General features: G+C 64.3%; 19 protein-coding genes. 11 read left to right on the forward strand and 8 right to left on the reverse strand.

The window, feature by feature from the left end:
• Window positions 1–15: 15 nt before the first annotated feature.
• Window positions 16–2,268: a TonB-dependent receptor gene (locus AC56DV_RS25335; protein ID WP_496317284.1), complete on the reverse strand. Its 2,253-nt coding sequence runs from the start codon at window positions 2,266–2,268 to the stop codon at window positions 16–18.
• Between the two features lie 550 nt (window positions 2,269–2,818).
• On the opposite strand from AC56DV_RS25335, the gene AC56DV_RS25340 reads away from it, so the two are divergent.
• The 8 genes from AC56DV_RS25340 (at window position 2,819) to AC56DV_RS25375 (ending at window position 9,701) form a co-directional block, all read left to right on the forward strand.
• The gene (locus tag AC56DV_RS25340) at window positions 2,819–3,814 is read left to right on the forward strand and encodes a BMP family lipoprotein (protein ID WP_496316978.1); all 996 of its coding nucleotides are present in this window, start codon (window positions 2,819–2,821) and stop codon (window positions 3,812–3,814) included.
• An 85-nt stretch (window positions 3,815–3,899) separates the two neighbouring features.
• Window positions 3,900–5,429 carry an ABC transporter ATP-binding protein gene (locus AC56DV_RS25345; protein WP_496316979.1) on the forward strand — a complete coding sequence of 510 codons (1,530 nt, stop codon included), beginning with the start codon at window positions 3,900–3,902 and terminating at the stop codon, window positions 5,427–5,429.
• A complete protein-coding gene (locus AC56DV_RS25350; RefSeq protein WP_496316980.1) occupies window positions 5,426–6,505 on the forward strand; it encodes an ABC transporter permease in 1,080 nt (359 codons plus the stop codon). Before AC56DV_RS25345 ends, AC56DV_RS25350 begins: the two co-directional genes overlap by 4 nt.
• Before the next feature lie 4 nt (window positions 6,506–6,509).
• Window positions 6,510–7,481 carry an ABC transporter permease gene (locus AC56DV_RS25355; RefSeq protein WP_496316981.1) on the forward strand — a complete coding sequence of 324 codons (972 nt, stop codon included), beginning with the start codon at window positions 6,510–6,512 and terminating at the stop codon, window positions 7,479–7,481.
• Between the two features lie 143 nt (window positions 7,482–7,624).
• Window positions 7,625–8,191 (forward strand): DUF1569 domain-containing protein, encoded by a 567-nt coding sequence (locus AC56DV_RS25360; protein WP_496316982.1) that lies wholly within the window; start codon window positions 7,625–7,627, stop codon window positions 8,189–8,191.
• Between the two features lie 4 nt (window positions 8,192–8,195).
• Window positions 8,196–8,882 carry a glycine-rich domain-containing protein gene (locus AC56DV_RS25365; protein WP_496316983.1) on the forward strand — a complete coding sequence of 229 codons (687 nt, stop codon included), beginning with the start codon at window positions 8,196–8,198 and terminating at the stop codon, window positions 8,880–8,882.
• Between the two features lie 27 nt (window positions 8,883–8,909).
• Complete coding sequence (locus tag AC56DV_RS25370; protein ID WP_496316984.1) at window positions 8,910–9,221, forward strand: hypothetical protein; 312 nt, start codon at window positions 8,910–8,912, stop codon at window positions 9,219–9,221.
• A 72-nt stretch (window positions 9,222–9,293) separates the two neighbouring features.
• The gene (locus AC56DV_RS25375; RefSeq protein WP_496316985.1) at window positions 9,294–9,701 is read left to right on the forward strand and encodes a VOC family protein; all 408 of its coding nucleotides are present in this window, start codon (window positions 9,294–9,296) and stop codon (window positions 9,699–9,701) included.
• Here the strand turns inward: AC56DV_RS25375 and AC56DV_RS25380 are convergent.
• A complete protein-coding gene (locus tag AC56DV_RS25380) occupies window positions 9,686–10,309 on the reverse strand; it encodes an NUDIX domain-containing protein (RefSeq protein ID WP_496316986.1) in 624 nt (207 codons plus the stop codon). The two genes, AC56DV_RS25375 and AC56DV_RS25380, sit on opposite strands and share 16 nt — an antisense overlap.
• A 41-nt stretch (window positions 10,310–10,350) precedes the next feature.
• Here AC56DV_RS25380 and AC56DV_RS25385 point away from each other — a divergent pair, with 41 nt between their 5' ends.
• The 3 genes from AC56DV_RS25385 (at window position 10,351) to AC56DV_RS25395 (ending at window position 12,968) form a co-directional block, all read left to right on the forward strand.
• Window positions 10,351–11,109 (forward strand): DeoR/GlpR family DNA-binding transcription regulator, encoded by a 759-nt coding sequence (locus AC56DV_RS25385; RefSeq protein ID WP_496316987.1) that lies wholly within the window; start codon window positions 10,351–10,353, stop codon window positions 11,107–11,109.
• A 53-nt stretch (window positions 11,110–11,162) separates the two neighbouring features.
• Complete coding sequence (locus tag AC56DV_RS25390; protein WP_496316988.1) at window positions 11,163–11,978, forward strand: isocitrate lyase/PEP mutase family protein; 816 nt, start codon at window positions 11,163–11,165, stop codon at window positions 11,976–11,978.
• A 75-nt stretch (window positions 11,979–12,053) separates the two neighbouring features.
• Window positions 12,054–12,968, forward strand: coding sequence for a transporter substrate-binding domain-containing protein (locus AC56DV_RS25395; protein WP_496316989.1), 915 nt, complete (start codon window positions 12,054–12,056; stop codon window positions 12,966–12,968).
• Window positions 12,969–12,975: 7 nt separating this feature from the next.
• Here the strand turns inward: AC56DV_RS25395 and AC56DV_RS25400 are convergent, their stop codons facing one another.
• The 6 genes from AC56DV_RS25400 to guaD form a co-directional block, all read right to left on the reverse strand.
• Window positions 12,976–14,097, reverse strand: a complete 1,122-nt coding sequence (locus AC56DV_RS25400) for a S1/P1 nuclease (RefSeq protein WP_496316990.1) — start codon at window positions 14,095–14,097, stop codon at window positions 12,976–12,978.
• On the reverse strand, window positions 14,097–15,314 hold the full coding sequence (locus tag AC56DV_RS25405; RefSeq protein WP_496316991.1) for a phospholipase D-like domain-containing protein: 1,218 nt from the start codon (window positions 15,312–15,314) through the stop codon (window positions 14,097–14,099). The genes AC56DV_RS25400 and AC56DV_RS25405 overlap by 1 nt, the downstream gene beginning before the upstream one ends.
• 17 nt (window positions 15,315–15,331) lie before the next feature.
• On the reverse strand, window positions 15,332–17,032 hold the full coding sequence (locus AC56DV_RS25410) for a bifunctional metallophosphatase/5'-nucleotidase (protein ID WP_496316992.1): 1,701 nt from the start codon (window positions 17,030–17,032) through the stop codon (window positions 15,332–15,334).
• Window positions 17,033–17,206: 174 nt separating this feature from the next.
• Window positions 17,207–19,534, reverse strand: a complete 2,328-nt coding sequence (locus AC56DV_RS25415; protein WP_496316993.1) for a TonB-dependent receptor — start codon at window positions 19,532–19,534, stop codon at window positions 17,207–17,209.
• Window positions 19,535–20,052: 518 nt separating this feature from the next.
• On the reverse strand, window positions 20,053–21,561 hold the full coding sequence (locus tag AC56DV_RS25420; RefSeq protein ID WP_496316994.1) for an adenosine deaminase family protein: 1,509 nt from the start codon (window positions 21,559–21,561) through the stop codon (window positions 20,053–20,055).
• A gap of 17 nt (window positions 21,562–21,578) precedes the next feature.
• Complete coding sequence (guaD, locus tag AC56DV_RS25425) at window positions 21,579–22,883, reverse strand: guanine deaminase (RefSeq protein ID WP_496316995.1); 1,305 nt, start codon at window positions 22,881–22,883, stop codon at window positions 21,579–21,581.
• Between the last annotated feature and the right edge of the window lie 4 nt (window positions 22,884–22,887).

The following is a 22,887-nucleotide window of genomic DNA, read 5'->3' on the forward strand; positions in this document are numbered from 1 at the left end:
TAATAAAGGAACTTATCAGAAGTTCGCTTTGAACTGCACACCGTAGGTGCGCGGCTCGTTGACGATGCCGGTCAGGTTGTTGAAGTCGATCGCGGCGATGACTTGCTCGCGGCCGGTGATGTTGCGGCCGTAAGCGGCGACTTCATACTTGCCGTCGGCCCATTTGTAGCCGGCGCGCAGGCCGCCTTCCAGCATGGACTTGGCTTTGTATTCCTTCGCTTCGTACAGGAACATGTTGTACTTGTCGCGGTATGCCCAGTCGGTGTACGCGTAGAGCTCGCCGTTGCCCACCGGGGTGCTGTAGCGCAGCGTGAAGTTGCCCACCCACTTGGGCGCGCGCGGCAGCGGATTGCCATTGATCAGCGCGATGGTGCCGCCGCCCACGGTCTGGGTCGGGTTGGTCACGGTGCAGCCGTTGCCGCATGGCGATACGAACAGGCCCGCATCCTTGATCTCGGTGTCGTTGTAGCTGCCGCCGATGGTGGCGCGCCATTCGTCCGAAAGAATAGCTTGCAGATCCAGCTCGAAGCCCTGGCCTTCAGCCTTGTCCGCGTTGACCAGGCGGTTCTGGTTGACGGCGCCCGAACCTGCGGTCAGCTGCAGGTCTTTCACGCGGTACTTGAAGACCGATGCCGACAGGCGCGCGCGCTTGTTCAGGAAGTCCTGCTTGATACCGGCTTCCACCGACAGGTTTTTCTCCGACTCGCCCACCGAGATGGTGTCGCCGAACAGCACGCGGCCCTGGATCGACGGTGCGCGGTAGCCGGTCGCGATGCGGCCGTATACGTTGGTGTTCTTGTCGATCTCGTAGTTGGTGCTCAGGTCCCAGCTGATGTTGGTGTCCTGCGGGTTGGCGCGCAGCGGGCCGACGTTCTTGCCGCCGAACGGGGTCAGCGTGCGGGCTGCCACGAAGTCCTTCTTGTCGTCGGTGTAGCGCACGCCGGCGCGCACTTTCCAGACGTCGCTCAGCGCGTAGTTCACCGAACCGAAGGCTGCCCACGAACGCGAGTTCTGGCTCTGCTGCGCGTAGCCGTTGACCACGCCGCCGCCCAGGGTGTCGAAGTTGAAGCTGTCGACAACGATGTCTTCCTTGAAGTAGTACACGCCGCCGATCCACTGCAGGCGATCCTTGGTGTTGGACTCGACGCGGAACTCCTGCGAGATCTGCTTGTGGTCTGGCAGGCCGTCGGCGGTTTCGGCCGTGAACGGGATGAAGGCCGGCGCCGGGCCGGAAGTGGCGCCGGTGCCGTAGCCGCCGTCCACGTCGGCGCGGCTGTAGAACTTGGCCTTTTCGTAGCCGGTGATCGAGTGCAGCGTCATGCCCGGCAGGTCGTAGCGCAGGGTCAGGCTGGAGCCGGTCACTTTCAGCTTCTGGGTGTTGAAGCCGTCGGTCGGGTAGAGGCCGTAGTCGAAGCCGTCGACGATCTCGTTGGTGCCCTTCTTGATAATGCCGGCGCGGAACAGGGTGGCGCTGCCGTCCATGTCGCGGTGGTGGATGTTGAACAGCGCGCTGAAGTCCTTGTTAGGCTTGAACGCCACCTGCACGCGGGCCGCATTGTCCTTGTAGCCTTCGAAGTCCTGGGTGCCGGTGATGCGCGGGTTGTGCACGCGGTCGTCGCGCGACTGCGACTGCAGCGACACGCGGGCGTTGATCATTTCGTTGACCGGCAGGTTGAACGCGCCTTCGGCGTTGAACACGCCGTCCTTGCCGAAGCCGGCCGACACGTAGCCTTCCTGCTTGTTGGATGGCTTGACGGAGTCGAACTTGATCACGCCGGCCGGCGAGTTGCGGCCGAACAGCGTGCCTTGCGGGCCGCGCAGCACTTCAATCTGTTCCACGTCGAAGACCGGGAAGCCTTTCAGCATCGGGCTTTCCTGCACCACGCCGTCGTAAACCAGGCCCACCGGCTGGGATGCGTTCAGGTCGAAGTCGGTGTTGCCCAGGCCGCGGATGTAGAAGCGCGGGAAGGAACGGCCGAAGTCCGATTCCACGTTCAGCGACGGCGTGCGGCCGGACATGAAGCGGATGTCGTCGCCGCCGGCGGTCAGCACGTCCAGCTTTTCGCCTTTCATGGTGGAGATGGCCATAGGCACATCCTTGATGTTCTCCGAGCGGCGCGCTGCCGTCACGATCACGGTCTCGAGCTGGCCGGCTTGCGCCTTGGCTTCAGCTGGGGCGGCTTCCTGGGCCATCGCGCCTTGCAGTGGGAAGGCGCCGGCGACCGCCAGGGCGATCAGCGTGCGGGACGCGTACTTACTTTTTGTCATCATGTACCAACTCCTTGCTGGGATTTACACCGGGCGGTGCGAAATAAGTCGTGCAACATTCGTTTAAGCTTTACAAAAAACAAAGAAAAAACGTCACAAGCGCGAATCCTAGCATGAAAAGTTTTGACTGGAAATTACGGCGCAATAGTTTCAATTTATATGTTTAGCATATAAATAAGCAACAAAAAACGTATTTGCCATACATATACCGGCTCATGCATAGTAAGCGACTATCCAACCGCCAGGCAGACCATTTATATAGTGTGCCGGCGCCATAGTGCGGCAGAGGGTGGCGGTGGGGCGGGACGGCGGTGCCGATTTGGCAATACCAATCGGCAACAGCATGAAAAAGCAACAGGTGAAAATAATTTTCAGTGTTTCGGCAATGTTGCATCAGCACGACATGGGCCCGACACAATATGACCAAGTTTCACGTTTTTAGTGCGATGCCATAGTAACAACGATACGGATGCGGGCCTCTAAAAAACAGGCCAAATTACATGTTTGGGCCGCAAAAAATATACAATATCGAACTTCCAGGAGCCTACTCATGAAAATCAAACAACTCAGTATGACGATAGCCGCCATGTGCGTGGCCGCCGGCGCTTCCGCCGCTGCCCCGAAACTGGCCGTCGTCTACGACGCGGGCGGTAAGTTCGACAAGTCGTTCAACCAGTCCGCTTTCGAAGGCGCCTCGCGCTTCAAGAAAGACACCGGCATCAACTTCATCGAAGTGCAGGCCAGCAGCGACACGCAAGCCGAGCAGGTGCTGCGCGGCCTGGCGCGCAAGAACATGGACCTGATCGCCTCGATCGGCTTCGCCCAGACCCAGGCGGTGCAGAAGGTGGCCAAGGAGTTCCCGAAAGTGCGCTTCGTGCTGATCGACGGCGTGGCGCAAGGCGCCAACGTGAACTCGATCACCTTCAAGGAAGAAGAAGGCTCCTACCTGGTGGGCGTGGCCGGCGCCATGGCGTCGAAAAGCAAGAAGCTGGGCTTCATCGGCGGCATCGACATTCCGCTGATCCGCACCTTCGCCTGCGGCTACGCGCAAGGCGCGAAGGCGGCCGACAAGAAAGCGGAAGTGTTCCAGAACATGGTGGGCACCACCTCGGCCGCGTGGAACGACCCGGCCAAGGGCGGCGAACTGGCGCGCTCGCAGTTCGAGCGCGGCGTGGACGTGGTGTTCGCCGTGGCCGGCGGTTCGGGCATGGGCACGCTGCAGACGGCCAAGGAAAAAGGCAAGCTGTCGATCGGCGTCGATTCCAACCAGAACAGCCTGTACCCGGGCAGCGTGCTGACCTCCATGGTCAAGCGCATCGACAACGCCGTGTACGACTCCTTCACGCAAATGAAAGACGGCACCTGGAAGGCCGGCGTGCAGGCCAAGGGCTTGAAAGAAGGCGGCGTGGACTGGGCTTTGGACGAGCACAACCGCAAGCTGATCACCCCGGAAATCGAAAAGAAAGTCCTGGGCGTCCGCAAAGACATCATCGACGGCAAGATCAAGGTGATCGACTACCGCACTGGCAACAGCTGCCCGGTCTAATCACGTGATTCAAAAAGAGAACGCGCCGGCGGGTTATCCCGTCCGGCGCGTTTTTTAGTCATAGCAACCATCATCCAGTGATCCTATGCACCCAGCAGTAGAATTTCGCGGCATCTCCAAGCACTTCGGGGCGGTCAAGGCGAACACGGACGTCAGCTTCAGTATCGCCAAGGGCGCCATCCATGGCCTGGTGGGCGAGAACGGCGCCGGCAAATCGACCCTGATGAGCATCCTGTACGGATACTACCGCGCCGACAGCGGCAGCATCCTGCTGGACGGCCAGGTCCGCAACATCCACAGCAGCCACGAGGCGATCCGCCTCGGCATCGGCATGGTGCACCAGCACTTCATGCTGGTCGAGAACATGACCGTGCTCGACAACGTGATGCTGGGCGCCGAGGGCGGCTTCAAGCTGGCCGGCAAGCGCGCCGCCGTGGAAGCGCAGCTGCGCGAGATCTGCGCGCGCTACCGCCTGGACGTCGATCCGCTGGCCACCATCCACGACCTGTCGGTGGGCGCGCAGCAGCGCGTCGAGATCCTCAAGCAGATCTACCGCAGCGCCAACATCCTGATCCTGGACGAGCCGACCGCCGTGCTGACCGCGCAGGAGACCGCCTCGCTGTTCGAGATCCTGCGCCTGTTCAAGGAACAGGGCAAGACCATCATCCTGATCACCCACAAGCTGCAGGAAATCCTCGACATCACCGACACCGTGACCGTGATGCGCGGCGGCCGCGTGGTGGGCGCAGTGGAAACCGCGCAGACCTCGAAAGAGGACCTGGCCAACATGATGGTGGGCCGCCCGATCGAGAACAACCTGCCGCGCGGCGCCTACAACCCCGGCGCGCCGGTGCTGGAAGTGCGCGACCTGCAGCTGACCGACGACCAGGGCGTGACCCTGCTGAACAAGCTCAATTTCACGCTGCGCGCGGGCGAGATCGTCGCCATCGCCGGCGTGTCCGGCAACGGCCAGAGCGAGCTGATGGAAATCCTGTCCGGCATGCGTTTGCCCACTTCCGGCGCAGTCGACTTCCAGGGCAAGGCCCTGCCCTACGCCGGCCGCTCGGACGCCGACGGCCTGCCGCTGGAATTCCGCCACCTGGGCATCGGCCACGTGCCGGAAGACCGCCTGCGCGACGGCGTGGTGAAGAACTTCTCGGTCATGCACAACACCTTCTTCGGCTACCAGGACCGGGTGAAAAACGCCTGGGGCCTGATCGACTTCAAGGGCGTGGCCGAGCGCTGCGCCGGCCTGCTGAAAGCCTTCGACGTGCGCCCGGCCAATCCGGACCTGCGCATCGGCCTGCTCTCCGGCGGCAACCAGCAGAAAGTGGTGATCGCGCGCGAAGTGCTGGCCAAGCCCAAGCTGATGCTGGTGGGCCAGCCCACGCGTGGCGTGGACATCGGCACCATCGAGTCCATCCACACCCAGCTGCTCGCGCTGCGCGACGCGGGCGTGGCCATCCTGCTGGTTTCGGTGGAGCTGGAGGAAGTGCGCGCGCTGGCGGACCGCATCCTGGTCATGTGCGGCGGCAGCATCACCGGCGAACTGAAAATCGACGAATTCGACACCACCCGCATCGGCCTGCTGATGGGGGGCATGCATAAATCATGAACACTAACGATATGCCACGCTGGGCGACAGCCTTTGTCCTGCCCGTACTGAACCTGCTCTCGGCGCTGCTGGTGGCGGCCCTGGTGATCCACCTGCTCGGTGAAGATCCGGTCGACTCCATGCGCATCCTGATCAACAGCGCCATCGTCAACCCGGAAGGCCTGAGCTACACGCTGTTCTACGCCTCCACCTTCATCTTCACCGGCCTGTCGGTGTCGATCGCCATGCAGGCCGGCCTGTTCAACATCGGCTCCGAAGGCCAGATGTACATCGGCGGCCTGGGGCTGACTTTGGCCATGCTGGCGTTCGACGCCACGCTGCCGTGGTGGCTCCTGATCCCGTGCGGCATCCTCGGCGCGGGGCTGTTCGGCGCGCTGTGGGGCTTCCTGCCGGGCTACCTGCAGGCCAAACGCGGCAGCCACATCGTGGTGACCACCATCATGTTCAACTTCATCGCGGCCTCGCTGATGAACTTCTTCATCGTCAAATACCTGATCCCGCCGGGCGAGCAGAACACCGCCAGCCGCGTGTTCTCGGCCGCCGCCGAAATGCCGCGCCTGAACAGCTGGTTCCCGGTGCTGGGCGACACGCCGCTCAACGTGAGCTTCCTGCTGGCCATCTTCGCGCTGGCCGTGTACGGTGTGGTGGTGAGCCGTTCAGCCTGGGGCTACAAGCTGCGCGCCACCGGCTTGAACAAGCACGCCGCGCACTACGCCGGCATCCGCATCAGCAAGATGATCATCGTGGTGATGCTGATTTCGGGAGCGCTGGCCGGCCTGGGCTCGGTCAACTCCATCATGGGTTCCACCCACTACCTGTCGCTCAACTTCGTCGGCGGCGCCGGCTTTGTCGGCATCGCGATCGCGCTGATGGGGCGCCAGCACCCGGTCGGCATTTTCCTGTCCGCCGTGCTGTTCGGCGCGCTGATCCAGGGCGGCTTCGACCTGTCGCTGGAAAAGCCGAACATCCCGACCGAAACGTTCATCTTCATCCAGGGCCTGATCATTCTGTTCTGCGGCGCCATGGAGAACTTCTACGCACCGGCCATCGCCAAGCTGATCAAGGCCAAGGGGTAATGACATGACTTTTGAAGACCTGCATCTCGGCAGCATCCTGGTATCGACCGTGCGCAACGCGCCGGTGCTGATTTTCGCCGCCATGGCCGGCCTGTTCGCGGAGCGCTCAGGCGTGATCGACATCGGCCTGGAAGGCAAGATCCTGGCCTCGGCCTTCGTCTCGGCGGCGGTGGCCTTCGCCACCCAGAACCCGTGGTACGGCGTGGCCGCCGGCGTGGCCGTGTCGGTGGCGCTGGCCACCCTGCAAGGCTATGTCAGCATCACGCAGAAGGGCAACCAGCTGGTGGCCGGCATCGCCATCAACATCGCCATGAGCGGACTGACCTTCGTGGTGGCCCAGTTCTTCTTCCAGCAGGGCGGCCGCACGCCGGACCTGGGCCAGGCGCGCCTGTTCGACGTGGTGCTGCCGGGCAGCGCCGCAGTGGCCGACGTGCCCTTCCTGGGCTGGCTGTACACCAAGCTGATCGGCGGCCATTCGGTGCTGGTCTACATCGCCTTCGCGCTGGTGCCGCTGGTGCACTGGGTGCTATACCACACCCGCTTCGGCCTGCGCCTGCGCGCCTGCGGCGAGAACCCGCACGCTGCCGATGCGGCCGGCGTGTCGGTGGAATGGACGCGCTACAAGGCGATGCTGATCGCCGGCGTGCTGTGCTCGTTCTCGGGCGCCTACCTGGCCATCGTGCAGAGCGGTTTCTTCCTGCGCGACATGTCGGCCGGCGCCGGCTACCTGGCGCTGACGGCCATGGTGTTCGGCAACTGGCGTCCGCTGTACACCTTCTTCGGCTGCCTGATGTTCGGCTTCTTCGGCGCGGTGCAGATCCAGATCGAAGGCGTGGACCTGCCCCTGGTGGGCCGCATCCCCGGCTCGCTGATCCAGATGGTGCCGTACGTGGTGACCGTGATCGTGCTGGCCGGCCTGATGGCCAAATCGGTGGCGCCGAAAGCCATCGGCGTACCGTTCGTCAAATCGCGCTGACCGTGCAGCCGGGCGGGCAGCAATGCTTGCCCGGCCATCTGCAGGACATCACTCCTCGCCGCAGGACGCCTCCCCATACGATTTGACTCGATATTGCGCTTATGCAATCATCCTCTGCATCCAGTCCTTCCTCATGGTGCAGCGTGCAAAAGAAAATCGATCCATCCCGGCGTTCGTTTGTCATCGCGGCCACGGGCGTTACCACTGCGCTGGCGGCGGGCAGTCTGGCCGGCTGCCAGGGGAATGCCAGGGAAGACCGCCAATTGCAGTTCGCCTCGCTCGCGGCGGCCGAGGACGAGCTGGCGCGGCTGGCCCAGGCCAGGGAACTCGCTTCCAGCGCTGCGTGGACCTGGGCGCAGACAATGGTGCATTGCGCGCAAAGCATCGAGTTCTCGATGTCCGGCTTTCCGCAATCGAAATCGGCGCTGTTCCAGCGCACGCTCGGCTCGGCAGCACTGGGCGTGTTCTCGTGGCGCGGCCGCATGACGCACGACTTGGCCGAGCCGATACCCGGCGCACCGGCCCTGGATGCGGCAAGCGAGCCAGCGCAAGCGCTTCAACGCCTGCGCGGCGCCATCGCGGCGTTTCGTGGCTGGTCCGGGCCGCTGCGGCCGCACTTCGCCTACGGCGCGCTCGGCAAACAGGACTATGAACTGGCCCACGCCATGCACCTGGCCAATCACTTGTCCGCCTTCCGCGTAAAGGCATGAGCCCATGTCCGTCGTCATCTCCGTAGCCTGCGCCTCGCTTGCCGGGGTTGCCGCGTTCTTGTGGCGGCGGCAGGTCAAGCTCAAGCGCGAAGCCTATATCCGCACTTTCGTGCTGCCCAAAGGCTTGTTCGAGAAGCTGATGCAGAAGCATCCGCAGCTCAGCACCAAGGACTGCCAGCTGGTGGCGCAGGGCTTGCGGCAGTTCTTCCTGGCGCACCTGAAGAGCGGCCGCCAATATGTGTCGATGCCGTCCCAGGTGGTGGACGACTTGTGGCATGAATTCATCCTCTACACCAAGAACTACCAGCACTTTTGCCGGCACGCGTTCGGCCGCTTTCTGCACCACACGCCGGCCGTGGTGCTGGGCAAAGGCCAGCAGGGCAACGCGGGCATCCGGCGCTGCTGGCATTTCGCCTGCCACGAGGAGAACATCAACCCGGCCAAGCCGACCCGCCTGCCGCTGCTGTTCGCGCTGGACAGCAAACTGAATATCCCGAACGGCTTTGTGTACACGGCCGACTGCAGCGGCTTCAAGCGGCAGGATGACAGCGGCGCGGGCGTGGTCTACTGCGGCGCCGACCTGGGCGGCGGCGGTTCAGGCTCGGATTCCAGCTGCGACAGCGACGGCGGCAGTGGCGGCGGCGACAGCGGCTGCGGCGGCGGTGGCTGCGGCGGCGGCGGTGGCGATTGAGGCCGCCGGCCCCGTATAATGCCGCCCATGGAAAAACTTAAAACCCACCTCCTGGCCCGCATCTGCTGGCTGACCTTCGGCGGCGTGATGGCGGCCACCCGCATCGTCGACGGCATCAAGAACAGCTCCACCGGCATGACCGTCACCGGCATCGGCTGGCTGCTGCTGGGCGTCTTGTGGTTCCTCAGCCCGCTCATCATCGGCAAGAAAAAAAGCGACATGGCGCTGCAGCAACGCCAGGCCGCCATCGGCTCCGACGGCTTGCGCAACAAGCTGCTGTTCACCGCCGCCGGCTGCGTGATCGTCGGCATGGTGCTGCGCTACGGCTTCGGTAATTGATTCCAGTCAAACTGGCGCGCCTGCCCGGCCAGCGCTTCTATACTGGCTCGACCGACATCCAAGGAGCGAGCCATGGAATTTCATCGAGGCAGACTATTTGACCACGTGCACCTGCGCGTGGCCGATGTGAACGCGAGCAAGCGTTTCTACCAGGCGGCGTTCGACGCGCTGGGCCTGGGCGGCGAGGTGGTCGACGGCGACGGCAACTTCTATCTCGACGACCTGTATGTGGACAAGGCGGACGGCCCCGTGTCGCGCGTGCATATCGCCTTCATCGCCAAGGACCAGGACATGGTGCGGGCCTTCCACAAGGCCGTGCTGGCGGCCGGCGGGCGCGACAACGGCCCTCCCGGCGAGCGCGAATACCATCCCGGCTACTACGCCGCCTTCGCCTTCGACCCGGACGGCAACAACGTCGAGGCGGTGTACCACGGGCCATTCAAGCGCTCGGCGGAATCGGTGGTCTATACGGCGTTGTGAAACAGATGCAGCTGCGCGTATTGCAGCAGCATGATGGTCTTGGCGTCGCAGATTGCGCCGTCCGCCATCATCTGGACGGCGCGCTCCAGCGGCAGTTCCAGCACTTCGATGTCTTCGCCTTCCGCAGCCAGGCCGCCGCCGTCGCCCGGGCGCGAGGCGGGATCGTATTCGGCGGCGAAGAAGTGCAGGCGCTCGGTGACCGAGCCGGGGCTCATGAAGGCTGAGAAGATCTTCTGCACCTCGGCCACCCGGTAGCCGGTTTCCTCTTCCACTTCGGCCTTGATGCGCTCTTCCGGGCTGGCCTGGTCCAGCAGCCCTGCAGGGGCTTCGATCAGGAAGCCGTCATGCCCGTCCTGGCCGTAAGCGGGGAAGCGGAACTGGCGCACCAGGATCACGCTGCGCTGCGCGCGGTGGTACAGCAGGATGACGGCGCCGTGGCCGCGGTCGTAGGTCTCGCGCGACATGGCCTGCCAGCTGCCGTCGCTGCGGCGGTAGTCGAAGGTGGTCTTGCGCAGCAGATACCAGTCGTCCGACAGGGTCTCCACGGCGCGTATCCTGACGCGGTCTTCCGGCATGCTGCTCTCCTGGTTGTATAAACGGGCTTCCATGATAATATGCAAATTCGTGCAATATCAAGAAAATTCGTGCAATGCTGACACGCCAACGCAAAGAGCTGCTGCTCAAAATCCTGCGCGAGGACGGCCAGATCGTGGCCAAAACGCTGAGCGGGAAGCTGGGCCTGTCCGAGGACACCATCCGGCGCGACTTGCGCGAACTGGCCAAGGAAGGGCTGCTCGAGCGGGTGCATGGCGGCGCCCTGCCCGCCTCGCCGGCCATGGGCAATTTCGCCCAGCGCCAGCACATCTCGGCCGACTGCAAGCCCGCCATCGGCCGCGCCGCCGCCGCCATGGTGCGGCCGGGCCAGGTGGTGTTCATCGACGGCGGCACCACGGCGGTCCAGGTGGCGCGCCACCTGCCGCGCGACCTGCGCGCCGTGGTGGTCACGCACAGCCCGTCCATCGCGGTGGAGCTGGCCGAACATCCGACGGTGGAGGTGATCATGATAGGCGGGCGCCTGTTCAAGCATTCCATTGTCGGCGTAGGCGCGGCCACCATGGAGGCCATCGCCCAGGTCCGGGCCGACATTTTCTTCATGGGCGTGTGCAGCCTGCATCCGGAGGCGGGCATCACCACCGGCGACTACGAGGAAGGCTGCGTCAAGCGCGCCATCAGCGCGGCCTCGCTGCGCACCGTGGTGCTGGCGTCGCCGGAGAAGCTGGACACCGCCGCACCGTTCCAGACCGTGCCGCTGGCGCAGGTCAGCGGCATCATCGTCAACGCCGGCGTGGACGAGGCGCTGCTGGCACCCTACCGCGCCATGGGCATCGCTATCACATTGGCAATCTAAAAGGATAACAATGTAAAATATGCCATTCACTCACCCGCCGCCTGGAGTCTTACATGACTGAACTCGTTACCGTCTTCCGCCAACTGCACCAGGGTCCGCAATTGCTGCGCCTGGCCAACGCCTGGGACGCGGGCAGCGCCCGCCTGATCGAGAGCCTGGGCGCGTCCGCCGTGGCCACCACCAGCGCCGGCCTGGCCTGGTCGCTGGGCTATGCCGACGGCCACAACATGCCGGCCAGCGCCGCCATCGCCGCCGCGCAGAACATCGCGCGCGTGCTGCGCGTGCCGCTCACGGTGGACATGGAAAACGGCTATTCGGACAACCCGTCCACCGTGGCCGCCTACATCATGCTGCTGGTGGACAGCGGCGTGGCCGGCATCAACATCGAGGACGGCGGCGACGCGCCGTCCCTGCTGGCGCGCAAGGTGGAAGCCATCAAGAACACGGTCAGCAAGGCCGGCAGCGACATCTTCGTCAACGTGCGCACCGACGTCTACCTGCGCGGCCTGGCGCCGGAAGGCGCGCGCGCGCAGGAAGTGCTGGCGCGCGCGGAAGCCTACCGCGCGGCCGGCGCGGACGGTCTGTTCGTGCCGGGCATCGTCCTGCCCGGCGAGATCCGCCAGGTGGCGGACGCCGCCGGGCTGCCGCTCAACGTGATGGATTTCCCGGGCGTGCCTTCAGCGGCGGACCTGAGTGCGCTGGACGTGCGCCGCTTCAGCGCCGGCTCCGGCATTGCGCAGGCGCTGTGGGGCGCCGGGCGCGAAATGGCGCAAGGCTTCCTGGAGCACGGCAACGCCGGCCCGCTGGCGCAGAAAGCCATGGCCTATGGCGATATCCAGCAGCTGTTCCTGAACCGGGCAGCCAGGTAGCCCGGCCTGCCGAGTTAGCAACGGAACCGTAGCGCCGCGCTTGCTGGCGGTCTGCCGGGATGGCACACTGGCTGCATGGCCAGCTCCTTCCCCACCCGCAGGCGTTTTCTACAGGGCACCCTGTCCGGCTGCCTGCTGCCGGTGCTCGACAGCGCGCATGCGGGGGCTGCCCCGCAGCAGATCGTCTACCCGCGCCATATCGACGCGCTGGACGACCGCTACGACTACGACTGGCTGATCTTGCGCACCGCGCTGGAGAAGTCCACGCCTGCCTTCGGACCGTTCGCGATGCGGCAGCTGGGCGAAGCAATGTCGCCGCCACGGGTGGCGCAGGAGCTCACGCTGGCCAAGGGCCGCATCAACGTGCTGGCGCGCGCCACCTCGCCGGCGGTGGAGCGGCAGCTCCTGCCGATCCGCATCCCCATCGACAAGGGCCTGCTGGGCTTGCGCGTGTTCCTGGTGCGCGCGGCCGACCTGCCGCGCTTTGCCGCCGTGCGCAGCGTGCAGGATCTGCGCGCCATGCGCGCCGGCCAGGGCAAGGACTGGGCCGATGTGAGCATCCTGCGCGCGGCCGGCATCCCGGTGGTCGAGGGCACCTACGAACGGCTGTATTCCATGCTGATGGCGGGCCGCTTCGATTTCTATTCGCGCGGGGTGGATGAAGCGCCGCGCGAACTGAGCGAGGCCCAGGCGCAGTATCCGGGCATGGCGCTGGAACCCAGCCTGATGCTGGAGTATCCGCTGCCGCGCTACATCTTCGTGCGGCGCGACGCCGAGGGCGAGCAGCTGGCCAGGCGCATCAGGGCCGGCCTGGAAACCATGGTGCAGGACGGCACGCTCAACGCGCTGTTCCGCAAATACAAAGGCCCCGTCATCGAGCGCTGCGGCCTGGACAAGCGCCGCGTGCTGACGCTGCGCCATCCCGGCATCTCGCCCGACACGCCGCTGAACCGGCCGGAACTCTGGTACCGGCCGCCGACGGCAAAGTAGCGCCTCCTTACTTCACAGCCGGTTCCGGCCAGATCGCCTGCAGCAGCGACGCCAAGTGATAGCCGCCCTTGATCAGCTGCTCCTTGGCGATGGCCGACGACGGCACCGGATAATTGTCCGGCACGTTCAGCTGCCACACGGTGTAGACGGCGCCGGTGCGGCTGGTCTGCTTGCCGGCCGGGCCCACGGTCACGTCGGCGTGCGCCGCCTTGGCCACCGCCAGCGCGTCGTTGGCCCACTGGTAGGGCCAGCTGGCCGGCTCGCCGGTGTTGAGCGCCACGGCGGGCTTGCCGGCAATGGCGATCTGCGCGAACTGCTCCGGCGTGCGCGCGCCCACGCGGCGCATGGCGTAGTCCACCACGGTGGTGTCCCAGTAGGAGTGGAATGGCTTGGTCTTCGGCTTGGCGTCGGCGGCGGGCGCCGTAGCCGGCGCAGCCGCGGCTGGCGCGGCAGCTGCGGGCTTGGCGGCCTCGCCCTCTTTCGGCAGCGGCGCCGGGATCAGCGCGCCACCCAGGGCTGCGATGCGCGCGTCGTCCAGCAGCATGTTGTTGCCGCCCTGCGGGTTGAAGATGTTGACGCCGTCGATCTGCTCCTGCTTGAGCGGCACCACGAACACGCCGTCCTTGCTGATGAAGGCCGAGCCCACGTGCAGCGGCTGGTGCACGTCGCCGGCCAGGTGGGCCAGCAGCAGCAAGGCCTGGCGCTTGGTGAACTTGTGCGGATTGACGGCCGCGCCGTCCTTGCCCTGCAAGACCCAGATCGCCTGGCGCAGCGACTGCACGATGTCGTGCTCGTCGGTGCCCACGCCGTGGTCGTGGTATTCGTCCAGCTGGAACGGCACGTCGGTGTAGTGGTATTCGCTGTGCTTGGGATTGGCGGCCGTGTAGTCGGTCATCTCCGTGGTCTGCGGGCCGCAGTAGGTGCCCTTCACGCAATCCATCCAGACCGAGACCTTCTCCAGGCTTTCGCCCGGCAGCAGCAGCGCGCGCACCTGCTTCTCGGCGTAGCTGCCCTTGATCAACTGGTCGGCGATAGAGCCGACGATGCGGTGGCCGTCGTTACCCCAGGCCATAACGTTGGTCGATACGAAGGCGGCGCCCAGCGCCAGCACACATGCGAGCTTCTTCATTATTCTTCTTTCCCTTTGCTTGGTTTCGGATAGTTCTTGTTCACGTCCAGCGGCGCGGCGTACGGCGAGTCCCATAGCTGCTGGTGCAGCGCGCCGATGCGCTGCGCCATCTGCTCGTTGCGCAGCACCACTTCCAGGTTGCGCGACAGGTCGAAGTAGCCGCCGGCCCAGTTGCTGGTGCCGACCCACGCCACCTTGCCGTCGACGCTCATGGTCTTGCTGTGGATGACGCGCGCGAACGGGATGAAGCCTTCCGACGCTTTCGGCAAGGTCACCACGCGGATCTCCACGTTGGGCAGCAGCGCCAGGCTTTTCAGGTAGGCGATGGCCGGCGCTTCGGTATTCCAGTTGGACACCATCAGCTTGATCTTCACGCCGCGCTGGGCGGCCGCGCGCACCGCGTTGTCCATCACCGGGTAGTAGGGGCGCGTGCCCTTCGGGCCGTAGCTGAGCGGCGCGTAGTCCAGCAGCTGCACCCGCACTTCGCTTTGCGCCTCTTCCAGCAGCGCCGGCAGGCCGCGCTCGGAATCGGCCACGCCGGCCGGGTTGTAGGCGTATGGGCTGGCCATCAGGAAGGCGTTCGGCGCGTAGTTCGCGCTGGATATCGCCGTGCCGATTTCCGTCACGCGCTGGCCGCGCGCCAGGCGCGCCTGGGCGTTCCAGTCCTGGTCGAAGATGGCCTGGACCTGCTTCACCACTTTGCCGTCGGTGATGCGCAGGCCGGTTTCCTGGATGTGGGTGAACGAGCGCCAGTCGAAGTTCTGGCTGCCCACATAGGCCACCGCGTGGTCCACCACCAGGTACTTGGCGTGGATGATGCCGTTGCCGGTGAGCTGGTTGTAATCGAGGATGCGCAGTTCCAGGTTGGGGATGGCCTTCAGGCGCGCGATGGTGGGCGCTTCGGACAGGTTGACGCCCTTCTTGTCGAGCAGGAAGCGGATCTTCACGCCGCGCTTGCCGGCCGCCTCCAGGCGCTCGAACACCTTCTCGAACGCGCTGCCTTCGCGCACCACGGCATAGAACTGGCCGATGGCGATGTCCTTCTTCGCGTTGTCGAACAGCTCGCTCCACACGGCGGCCGCTTCGCGCAGGTCCGGATTGGGCAACGCGGTTTCCACCGGCGTGGTCAGCACCAGTTCATAGCCCGGAATGCTGAAGTCGGCGTGGGCGCTGCCAAAGCTCGCTGCCAGCAGTGCAGAAATGAAGAGTTTGCGCATGGTGGGCTCCTTGGTTGTCATTGTGATTGCAGGCGCTGGACGCGGCCTGCGGGCTGCGCGGATCCGGCAGGTTTGCCGTCGCGGTCGCGCTGGGCCAGGTAGGCGGCCAGGGCGTCGATGTCGCGTATGGTGGTGGGGGCGCGGCTGGTGCCGCGCGCGAAAGTCGGGAAGTAGTCGCCGCCTTCGGCCAGGAAGTGATTGGTCACCACGCGGTAGCTGGCGCCGTCCTCGACCGGCACCCCGTGCAGCAGCACGCTGCCCGCCACCAGGCGCTGTCCCACCGGCTGCTTCGGATCCCATTGGTAAGTGAAGCCGTTGGACACTTGCAGCAGGCCGCGCACGATATTGCGTTCATCAAGCCACTGCTCTTCCAGCAGCGCGCGCAGCTGCGCGCCGGTCAGGTTCATCACGTCCAGCGTGTTCCCGAACGGCAGCACGGCGTGCAGCTGCCCCAGCGTGGCGACATTGCCTGCGCCCGACAGCAGGTCGCTGCGCAGGCCGCCGCGGTTCATGAAGGCGATCTGCGCGCCGTAAGGCTTGGCGGCGGCCAGCATGGAGTCCGCCACCAGGTTGCCGATGGCCGATTCGCTCGCGTCGTCGCCGGCGGCGCGCGCCACCTTGGCCACGGCCAGGCGCGCCACCGGCTTGCCCAGCACTTCGGCGCTGCGCTTGCGCACCGTGTCCATGTAGGCCACCATGGCCGGATCGGCCGGGTAGCGGTCCTGCGCCATCACCACGTTGCGGGCGCTCTCGCCCACCACCGTGTTGCTGGCCGTGTCCACGCTCAGCTTGATGCGCGACATGACGTGGCCCGCCGTCTCGGCCTGCGTTACCAGGCGCCCGTCCACGCGGCACAGATAGCCCTTGTGCGAATGGCCGCTGATGACCACGCGCACGGCCGGGTCGAGGCGCTTCACCACGTCCACGATTTCGCCCTGCAGATTGGGGCAGTCCGGCTGGTCCAGCGCGTCCTTGGTGCGGCCGCCCTGGTGGATCAGCGCCACGAACACGTTCACGCCCTGCGCGCGCAGCTCGGGCAGCACGCGGTTGATGGCTTGCGCCTCGTCGGTGAACTGCAGGCCGGCGATGCCGGAGGCCAGCACCACCTGCGCGGTGTCCTTCAGCACCGCGCCGACGAAGCCCACCTTCACGCCGCGCACTTCCTCCACGTGGTAGGCCGGCAGGAAGGGCTTGTTGGTGACCATGTCCACCACGTTGGCGGCCAGGTACTGGAACTTGGCGCCGGGGTAGACGGGCTCGAACTTGCAGGCCTTGTCCGGGCGCGGCGAGACGCAGCCGCCCTTCTGCTGGCGCAGCAGCTCGGCGCGGCCGGCGTCGAATTCATGGTTGCCCACCGAGGTGGCGTTCATGCCCAGCAGGTTGAGCGCGCCCAGCGTGGTCTCGTCGGCCCACATGGAAGAGATGGCAGGGCTGGCGCCGATCAGGTCGCCCGCGCCCACCAGCAGCAGCTGCGGGTCTTCCTTGCGCCAGGCCTGCAGCGCGGCGGCGATGGTGTCGATGCCGCCTGCCAGCTCGCTGCGCGCGTTGCCGGCGGCGTCGGTGTAGCTGAGTTTGCTCGCTTCGATATTGCCATGGAAGTCGTTCAGCGTGGCGATGTTGATGTCCACCACGGTGGCGGGACGCTGGCTGGCGCAGCCGGCCAGCAGCGCGGCGGCCATGGCCAGCGCACAGGCCTGGAACTTGTAAATTTTGATCATTGCGAGGGGAAAAAAGTACGACGAAAAAGAGTTGCAGCATACCTGAAACGGCGCCGCCCCTGCGCCGCCGAAACAAGGCTGATACAAAAAAAACGGCTCAAAAAAAAGCGGACCCGCAGGTCCGCTTTACCGCTGTTCCGCGCTGCCCGTGCTGCAGCGGCGCGGAGCATGCGCTTAGATGTCGATCGACAGGGTGGCCGAGATGAAGCGCGGCGCGCCCAGGTAGTAACGCTGGGTGCCGGTGGTGTTGGTCACGCCTGGCACCGGCTTGACGTTGGTGATCGATACCGACGACGGGTTGCGGTATTCCTTGTTCGTGATGTTGCTCACGTTGAAGGTCAGCTTAGGACGCTTGAAGATACCGAAGTTGGCGAAGGTGTAGCCGCCGTCCAGGCCGAAGGTGGTGTAGCCTGGCGCGGTTTCGTCGTTGACGAACGATGCCTGCTGCTTGCCGGTCTGGCGCGCTTTCAGGCGGGCCCAGAACGGACCGTCCTGGTACTCGGCCGAAATACTGGTCTTCAGCTTGGGCGCGTTGATCATTTCCTTGCCTGCGGTTGGCAGGAAGGCGTTGGCGCCAACGCGCATATTGTCCTGGATCTCGGACTTGTTGTAGCCGATCGAGCCGTAGAACGCCCAGCCGTTGATCGGCATGTTGCCCAATTCAACTTCCACGCCATGGCTCTTCACGCGGCCCACGTTGGTGTAGCTGCTGACCTGGGTCACTGGATCGAATGCGGTTGCCTGGCGGTCTTTGAAGTCCACTGCGAAGAAGGTGACCGTCGCGATGTACTTCGAATCCTGGTGGCGGTAGCCGACGTCGGTGTTCCACGACACCTCAGGACGCACTTCGCCGACGAAATTGCCGACGCCGTTGGTGACGATCACGTTGGTGCCGACGTTGCCGAACACGAAGTTAGGCGGCGCTTTCATGTTCTTGGCGACCGACATGAAGACCTGGTCGTCGTTGGTGATGCGGTAGCGCGCGCCCAGCTGCGGCAGCACGTCGTCATACTTGCGCACCATCTTATACTGGCGCACGGTATTGTTTTCGTCGCCGAAGTTGGTGAAATCGCGCTTGATGTCAGGCGTACGCACACCCAGGTTGATCTTCAGCTTGTCGTCCAGCATGCTGATGGTGTCCTGCAGGAACACCTGGCGCGCGGTCGAAATGGTCAGCTGGTCGCGGCTGTTGGCGAAGGTGCCGTCCGGACGGGTGATCTTGCCGTCTTGCAGGTAGATGTCTTCACGTTCGCCTTCGTTGCTCAGCGCCAGCATCGGGCCGGTTTGCTGGTGGCGAGCGCGCTCCCACCAGAAGCCGCCCAGGATTTCGTGGTTGCCGAGGGTGTAGATCGCGGACGCGGTCACGCCGGGACGGTAGGTCTTGGTGACGGACGCGTTGGCTACCAGGATGGTGTCCAGGGTGTCGCCGTCGCCGTTCAGGTCCTTGGCGGCGGTGCGGGTGCCGTTGGCGGTGCTGTAGAACTGGCTTTCACGCTGGGCGCGCTGCTGGATGCCGCCGTTGCCGAAGCCGTACCACAGGTATGGCAGCACTTTGATGTCCAGGTTTTCGTTCAGGCGGAACTTGGCGGTGGCCGACACGATCGCGTTCTTGAACGGGTTGATGCCCAGCTTGTAGAACGCCGGCGACTGGGTGGTTTCAGTCTGCGCGGTGCCGCGCACCGGGGTCAGGTGGCCCTTGAAGGTGTCCGCGTAGTCGCCATGGTAACCCTGGGTTTGCAGTTCGGTCAGGGTCAGGTTGTTGATGTTGTTGTTGACGGCATCGTTCCACAGCACGGTGGCGTGGATGTAGTTGAAGCGATCCCAGTCGTAGTTGAAGCCGGCGTCGATGTGGTCGCGCTTGGCGGTACCCTTGCCTTTCCATTTGTCGGTCTCGGCGTGCGACGCGGAGATGAACAGCTTGGAACGGCCGTCAGGGAACAGGCCGCTGTCGTAGCGCAGGTAGGTCTTCATCATGTTCAGCTGACCGAAGGTCTGCATGAAGCGCAGGCGCTGCTTGTTTTCGGGGTTGCAGGTGTTAATGCCGAAGTTACCGCCCGTTGCGCCCACTTGCGGGGAGTCGACGTCGGTCGAACCCTGGGTGACGAACTGCGAGCAGGTGTTTTCCTGGTCAACGTATTCTTGCGGGTACACCGAGAAGGAGCCCGAATCGTTGACCGGCACGCCGTTGATGGTGGCGCCGATCTGGTCGCTGTTGAAGCCGCGCAGGGTCATGCCGCCGCCGAACAGGCCGGTTGCATCGTAGTTGTAGCTGTTCACTGCAGGCAGCATTTCCAGCGCTTCGTACGCGTTGCCGGTAGGACGCTGCTTTTCCAGCTCTTCAGCGGTGATCGTCGAACGTGCTTTTGGCGCGTCTTCCGTCACCATCAGGCCCATGCCGAGCTTCTTGCTGGTAATGACGACCTGGTTGGTACCAGTGCCGGTGGTCACTTGCGGCGCTACTTCGGACGCGGTTTGCGCGAAGGCGGCCGAAGCGCACGCCATTTGGCACGCCACAGCGATCAGACTCAAACGCAGCTTGGGCTGATTAACGTATTGCATGTAAAACTCCCCAGGGGTTATGTGAATTTTTTCTCAAAACTGCAGTCAGATCTGCAAGAAACGGAGCAGTCTAACTGGGCAATATTTCCTACTGATGTCATCTTTATGACAGATTCATGACATGCAGCGGCACGAAAAGGACTGCAACTTCAGCAACGCTATCGCCAACTATGCATTAGTAAAAAATGCATGACAAATACGTTTTCGTTTGGCGATTCATACGAAAACCAAATAAATACGGAAAGAAGCGAGAGAAAAGCAGAAGTTGGAAGACGTGGACGTGCCGGTCGCGTGACCTATACGGGCGGAATTATAAGGGTTTCGTCAAGCGGATGAAATTCTTTCATGGGTTTCTTTCATGAAAGAATGCTTATCTGTGGCATAACGACCACAAACTTGTCGGGAAACTACGGTATCCGGCTGGAAACTTGGGCGCTTCCGGCGGGATACCGATTATTACATCAGCGCGGGCGCGCCGCGCCGGGGGAGGCGGCAACGGCGGCGCTGGCGGCCACATCGGCCTCAAACTTCTTGAAACGGCTGTCCAGCTGTGCGGTCAAGCGTTGTTTTTCAGCAGCGGCCAGGAAGGAGTAGCGAATGCTGTCATATGACAGTTTCTTTACTTCCGCGTACGAGGTTGGATAGCGGCTGGCGAACAGCACGTACTCATTGGCCAGATTGTTACGCGAGACGCCGGCGTCGTCGGTGGAAATGACAAACGGCACGCCGTATTTGCGGAACAATGTGACCGGATGCGCGTCGCCCTTGATGCCAAGAATGAAATCATTGCTGGTCAGGTTCACTTCCACCGCGATGCCGCGCTCGCGCATGGCTTTCATGGTGGCCAGCGCGTTCGTTTCGTGGGCGATGTCCATGCCGTGGCCGATGCGGCTGGCGCCGGCCACGTGGACGGCGTCCGCAATGTGCGACTGCAGGCCTTCCGGCGGCACCATGCCCAGCGCGAGCTCGCCCGCGTGCAGCGCCAGCTTCACGTCCGGGTACTTGGCTTTCAGGAATTTGAACATCTGCATGTGCAGCTTGTAGTCGCGCATGGAAACGTAGGTGCTTTCCTGTCCGACAATATTCACGCCCACCACTTTCGGGTTCTCGCGCGCCAGCTTGAAGGCCGACACCATGGACGAGAACACTTGCGACGGCGACAGGAAACGCAGCACGAAGGGCTGGTAGCGCATGGTGAACTGCTCGTCGTCGATGCCGGCGCTGGAGGTGTCGACATTCTTTTTGTAGGCGTCCAGCCAGCCGGTCCAGGCGGCGTCCTTGTCCAGCACCGGCAGCAGCGCTTCCAGCCTGGCGTTCAGCGCGGCGCTGTCCAGGCCCGGGGCCAGCACGGCCTTGTCGAAGTCGGCGTTGGCGGTGAACGGCGCCAGCTCGAACACGGTTTCGATGTAGCTGACGTTTTCATTGATGGCGCGCTGCTTCAGCGTGCGCAGGCCTTCGGCGGTGTTGGTCGATGCCACCGGGTTGAAGTAGCCGAAGGTGTCGAAGAAGGTGCGGTCGGGCGGGGTTTGCTGGCCGCTGTGGTTGTAGAAGTCCTTGGTGCCCCAGCGTTGCAGCAGCTCGGCCAGCATGCCGTTGTCCAGCATGACGGCTTCGCCGCTGATGCAGGTGCGCGTGGCCGGCGATGCGGCGCGTTCCAGCGCCAGCTTGCCGGCGTCGCTTTCGATCTGGTAGTTGCTCTTGTAGACGCAGTAGCCCTGCTTGTCCACCCACTGCAGGAACTGCTCGGCGTAGATGGCGCCCGAGTAGTGATGGTGCAGGTCGCCGCCCTTGGGCATCATGGTGAAGAACAAAGTCAGCTCGGCCGACTTGGGCTGGCTGCCCGAAACCAGCGACGCGAAGTGGCGGCTGGTGGCCTGCTCGTTGGCGCTCGGCGCGGCTTTTTGCGCTTGCGCGTTGCAGGCGGCCGTTACGGCCAGCGCCATCATCAGTTTCGGGAAAGTGTGCTTCATCAAGAACCCTTTATTGGTTATGCGCGGCGGTGTACCTCCCTGCCGGCGGAATAGGTGGCGGCCACGGTGCGGTCGTCGCCCAGCAGGGCCAGCGCGAACAGCAGCTCTTCCAGGCTTTCGGTGTGGCCCGTGCGGCGCGCCAGCAGCGGCGTCGCTTGCGGGTCCAGCACCACGAAGTCCGCCTCCGCGCCTGCCGTGAAACTGCCTATCGTGCCTTCCAGCTGCATGCTGCGGGCCGCTCCCAGCGTGGCCAGGTAGAACATGCGCAGCGCCGGCAGGTAACTGCCCTTCAAGCGCGCTACTTTATAGGCTTCGTTCATGGTTTGCAACATGGAGAACGAGGTGCCCCCGCCTACGTCCGTGGCCAGCGACAGCAGCATCCCGGCCTGGTCGGCGCGCTCGAAGTCGAACAGGCCGCTGCCCAGGAACAGGTTGGAGGTCGGGCACACGGCGGCGGCGGCCTGCGTCTCGGCCATGCGGCGGCGGTCGCCCTCGTCCAGCCAGATGCAGTGGCCGTACATGGCGCGCGGACGCAGCATGCCGTAGCCGTCGTACACGTCCAGGTAGCTGCGCGCCTGCGGGAACAGCTCGCGCACCCACTTCACTTCGTCCTCGTTCTCGGATACGTGGGTCTGGATATAGGTGTCCGGATAGGCGCGCGCCAGTTCGCCTGCCACGCCCAGCTGGGCTTCGGTGGAGGTGGGCGCAAAGCGCGGCGTGATGGCGTACTGCGCGCGGCCGCGGTTGTGCCAGCGCTTGATCAGCTCTTCGCTTTCGCGGCCGCCGGTCTCGGCGCAGTCCTGCAGGAAGGTCGGGCAGTGGCGGTCCATCAGCACCTTGCCGGCCACCATGCGCAGATTGCGCTTTTCGCTGGCTTCGAAGAAGGCGTCCACCGATTGCGGATGCACGGTGCAGTACACCATGGCCGTGGTGGTGCCCACCCGCAGCAGCTCGTCGAGGAAGAATTCGGCGGTGGCGGCGGCGTGCGCCGGGTCCTCGAACTGGCGCTCGGTCGGGAAGGTGTAGGTGTTCAGCCAGGGCAGCAGCCCGGGCGCCGGCGAGGCGATCATGTCGGTCTGCGGATAGTGCACGTGGGTGTCGATGAAGCCGGGCGTGATCACCTTGCCGCGATAGTCGTGCACCACCGTGCCGGGCGGCAGCGCGGCGTGCAGCGCGGCGTAGTCGCCGGCCGCCTGCACCTTGCCATCGGCGACCACCAGCAGGCCGTCCTCGTGCCAGTGGTGGGCGCCGGGCGTGAAGGCCGGATCGGCGTGAAAGTGCAGCAAGCCTGCACGGTAGGCTTGCACCTGGGTCGTTTGCATAGGG

The organism is Massilia sp. BGA-UO-ETr-WB1 (assembly GCF_059567845.1).

What these genes read in the sequence shown, in the direction of transcription:
- AC56DV_RS25335 (WP_496317284.1), bottom strand. Translation starts at nt 2,268, where the DNA reads ATGACAAAAAGTAAGTACGCGTCCCGCACGCTGATCGCCCTGGCGGTC.
- AC56DV_RS25340 (WP_496316978.1), top strand. Translation starts at nt 2,819, where the DNA reads ATGAAAATCAAACAACTCAGTATGACGATAGCCGCCATGTGCGTGGCC.
- AC56DV_RS25345 (WP_496316979.1), top strand. Translation starts at nt 3,900, where the DNA reads ATGCACCCAGCAGTAGAATTTCGCGGCATCTCCAAGCACTTCGGGGCG.
- AC56DV_RS25350 (WP_496316980.1), top strand. Translation starts at nt 5,426, where the DNA reads ATGAACACTAACGATATGCCACGCTGGGCGACAGCCTTTGTCCTGCCC.
- AC56DV_RS25355 (WP_496316981.1), top strand. Translation starts at nt 6,510, where the DNA reads ATGACTTTTGAAGACCTGCATCTCGGCAGCATCCTGGTATCGACCGTG.
- AC56DV_RS25365 (WP_496316983.1), top strand. Translation starts at nt 8,196, where the DNA reads ATGTCCGTCGTCATCTCCGTAGCCTGCGCCTCGCTTGCCGGGGTTGCC.
- AC56DV_RS25370 (WP_496316984.1), top strand. Translation starts at nt 8,910, where the DNA reads ATGGAAAAACTTAAAACCCACCTCCTGGCCCGCATCTGCTGGCTGACC.
- AC56DV_RS25375 (WP_496316985.1), top strand. Translation starts at nt 9,294, where the DNA reads ATGGAATTTCATCGAGGCAGACTATTTGACCACGTGCACCTGCGCGTG.
- AC56DV_RS25380 (WP_496316986.1), bottom strand. Translation starts at nt 10,309, where the DNA reads ATGGAAGCCCGTTTATACAACCAGGAGAGCAGCATGCCGGAAGACCGC.
- AC56DV_RS25385 (WP_496316987.1), top strand. Translation starts at nt 10,351, where the DNA reads ATGCTGACACGCCAACGCAAAGAGCTGCTGCTCAAAATCCTGCGCGAG.
- AC56DV_RS25390 (WP_496316988.1), top strand. Translation starts at nt 11,163, where the DNA reads ATGACTGAACTCGTTACCGTCTTCCGCCAACTGCACCAGGGTCCGCAA.
- AC56DV_RS25395 (WP_496316989.1), top strand. Translation starts at nt 12,054, where the DNA reads ATGGCCAGCTCCTTCCCCACCCGCAGGCGTTTTCTACAGGGCACCCTG.
- AC56DV_RS25400 (WP_496316990.1), bottom strand. Translation starts at nt 14,097, where the DNA reads ATGAAGAAGCTCGCATGTGTGCTGGCGCTGGGCGCCGCCTTCGTATCG.
- AC56DV_RS25405 (WP_496316991.1), bottom strand. Translation starts at nt 15,314, where the DNA reads ATGCGCAAACTCTTCATTTCTGCACTGCTGGCAGCGAGCTTTGGCAGC.
- AC56DV_RS25410 (WP_496316992.1), bottom strand. Translation starts at nt 17,032, where the DNA reads ATGATCAAAATTTACAAGTTCCAGGCCTGTGCGCTGGCCATGGCCGCC.
- AC56DV_RS25415 (WP_496316993.1), bottom strand. Translation starts at nt 19,534, where the DNA reads ATGGCGTGCGCTTCGGCCGCCTTCGCGCAAACCGCGTCCGAAGTAGCG.
- AC56DV_RS25420 (WP_496316994.1), bottom strand. Translation starts at nt 21,561, where the DNA reads ATGAAGCACACTTTCCCGAAACTGATGATGGCGCTGGCCGTAACGGCC.
- guaD (WP_496316995.1), bottom strand. Translation starts at nt 22,883, where the DNA reads ATGCAAACGACCCAGGTGCAAGCCTACCGTGCAGGCTTGCTGCACTTT.